1 protein-coding gene and 1 pseudogene are annotated in these 3,012 nt (G+C 65.2%); both read right to left on the reverse strand.

Annotated elements, in window-relative coordinates; genetic code table 11:
- Positions 1-1,451: pseudogene (locus AB0F51_RS39910) on the reverse strand (site-specific integrase); the annotation flags it as partial.
- Positions 1,452-1,675: 224 nt separating this feature from the next.
- The gene (locus AB0F51_RS39915; RefSeq protein WP_360289136.1) at positions 1,676-2,914 is read right to left on the reverse strand and encodes a tyrosine-type recombinase/integrase; all 1,239 of its coding nucleotides are present in this window, start codon (positions 2,912-2,914) and stop codon (positions 1,676-1,678) included.
- Positions 2,915-3,012 lie beyond the last annotated feature (98 nt).

Raw genomic sequence — 3,012 nt, forward strand, 5'->3', positions numbered from 1 at the left:
GCGCCTCCGTTGCGTGTGCGCAGCCGGGTGATGATGCTGGCCAGGACGCTGGCGAGTTCTGGGCTGACCAGCAGGACCCGTTCCTCGTCGGTCTTCGATGGCACGATCTGAAGCATCGGCACCAGTTCGCCGGTGTCTGCCAGCCGGTAGCACACCACAGCGAGGTGGGTGAGCTCGGTGAGTTCCTCGACCCGCACACCGGTATGGCGCAGGGTCTCGATCACCGCCCAGCTCCAAAAGGCGTCGTCCTCGGTCTGCGCGACATCGATGCGCTGGCCGGTCTTCACGACGTCGATGAGAGCTGCGTGGAGGGGGTAGCGGTCAGGATACAGCCGGGACGCGTTTGTCTGGACCCGGCGATAGGTGATCCCGGCCAGGGTGAATTGTTCGCCGACCTGCGCGGTCGCAGCGGTCTGCAGGAGTTGCTGCTGGTCGCGGAGATGATGCTCGGCGGCGTCGACCAGTGCCGGCAGTTTCGGTAGCCGTTCCCTGATTCGCTGGTGCATTCGCGCCGTTGTCCGACGTTTGGCCTTGGCATGTCCTTCGGTGTCGCTGGCGCGCACCGGGGATGGCGCGACCCACGGAGCCCAGGATGGGTCGTCAACAGCCCACTGTTGCAGGTCGAGGTAGAAGGCGCGGACGCGGGTGAGCACGCTCATGGCTGTCGCTCGCGGGCGGCCGTCGGCTTTGAACTGGATTCGGTGTCTCCATGCCTCGGAGATGTCGGCTGGTAGATGCAGTGAGTCGATCTCTGGGTGGTGCCGCTCGATATCGACCCAGAACAGGTTTACCAGTTGCGAGGCAAGGGTCTGCAACGAATTGAGGTCCATGGCTGGTTGCCGTTCGGCAACGTAGCGGACCAACAGATCCCGGATCGGCTGGTTCTGGACCTGGTACCGGTCGACGAGCTCGGCCGGAGACGGTTGCGGTCTGCGCTGCGGGTTCACGGTGATCCGCGCGGCGTCCTCGTCGCAGATTATGCCCGCGCACCTCAACAACTCGACGGCCGTGCGGTACCCGTCAGCAGATCTACCTCGCTTGTTCGTGCCCCGGCTCCACTCCCCGAACTCGCCCATGTCGACCGCTGTGATCGCCTCGAGACCGCTACCGGTATGGAGAACCACCCTCATCAAGACCTGCACGCCGGCGTCGATCTGGTTTTGCTGCAACCCAGCAGACTGGCCGCTGGCGATGACTTGCTCGAAGAGCGTCGGGCTGCGGTAGGTGCGCATCTGCACGGTATTCGCCATCCGAACCCTCGCCAGGCAGTCGTAGCTGGCCCGGAGCACGTCGAGCAAGATCATCATCCTGAACCCGGCCTGGAGGATCTGCCTGTTCATTACCAGCGCCCCTGTCGCGCGAGCGAGGACCACCGCGATGAAGTCTGCTTCGTCGTCGGCGCCCGAGTTCTCCCACCGTTCCTGCCACCCATCGCCAGGAAACGTCGACAACCATTCCAAGATTGCCCGCGTACCTCGTCCCGGGCGCGACCGGACGTGCGACTTGAATGCCTGGGTGGCCCGATGGTTGCTCACCGCCACCACCACCCGTTCGAGATCCCAACGGTCAGCAGGACCCGGCCGCCGGCGACGCGACCGATACGCTGGCGATGCCGGCTTCGGCAATCGGGCTCGTTTCGCGGCCGGCCTGGGCCACGGCTGCGATGCTGTCAGCGTCACTGCGCACCACCGAACAGCACGTTCAAGTCCGCGAGACCGTATCCATCAGCCACTGGCACATCGGCGCGCCGTCGGCCGGTGTCCTTGAGATACTCGTGAACCCGCCGGATCACCGCGGCGTCGTCCTCGACCAAGTAGAGCTGGGTGGTAGTCAGGTGCGCGTGGCCGAGGATCACCTGAACATCACGCAGCGACAAGCGCGCATCGCGGACCATCCGCAAAGCACAGGTGTGGCGCAGATCGTGCATCGACCAGTTCGTCCCCAGCGACGCATTCGCCCGTCGCAGCACGGCCCGCAAAGCGTCATAGGTCAACGGCTTCCGCACCAGATGCCCGCGCCCGTCAGAGCGCCGACGCATCGTCCACCACAGCACGTCCCCGGCGCTCAGAAGCCCGACCTGGTCAAGGTAGAGCCTCAACCACACGAACGCTTCGGTGCTAGCCGGCAGCCACTGCTCAGCTCCGCTGCCCTTGCGCCTGACCCGGATCAGCTGGTCACCCCAGTCGACATCGCAGACACGCAACCCGAGAAGCTCTCCCGCCCTCGCCGCGGTGCTGACCGCCAGAGCAAGGATCGCCCGGTCGCGATCGCTGATCAGCGATCCGAACAAGTCGTTCCAGCGCTCGTCCGGCATCGCCCGAGGCGCCCGCTTCGGGACCTTCGGGTTGTAGCGAAGCCGCCCGATCGGCGCAAACGGAAGCAGCGGGTTGTGATGAGCATTCGGCCTTCCACGCCCATCCCTAGGCACCGGATTCAGCAACGGCCCATCGCCACGATCGATCCAGTACGCGTAGAACGAGCGCAGGACCGCGTTGTTGTGACGGATGGTCCGCGGCTTGTACCGCTCGTCGAGATAGGCCTTACCTGTGACCTGATTGACCCCACCACGCCCACCGCGCCGCTCATCAGACCGGCCAGGGGCAGGCTTGACCGCCTGCATCATCCACAAGACCAGATCCCGAGCCTCAGCGGCAGTGGCCCTGTCCCACGGCACCCCGACCGTGTCCAGGAACCTCCACCACCGCTGTAGCACAAACGCATAGCTGCGCACGCTGCCAGCACTGTTGCCTCGGGCGACGAAGTCACGCAAGAACCGCTCGATCGGGACGACGACCACACCGTCGACATCCACGACCACCCACGGCGCAACACCAGCGCCCTGCACCACCCGCGCCGAGTGCGCCAGCACCAGCGACGCAATCTCCCGCTCGTTTCCGGGGAACGGCAACACCACGACAGCCTCCTAGAACGACTGCCGCATTCCTATCGAGCCCAACCACCACTGACCCGCCCAACACGCATCCTCTGAATCCTTGGTCCGGTCAACACATC

It is taken from the genome of Kribbella sp. NPDC023855 (assembly GCF_040639475.1).
Lineage (GTDB): Bacteria > Actinomycetota > Actinomycetes > Propionibacteriales > Kribbellaceae > Kribbella.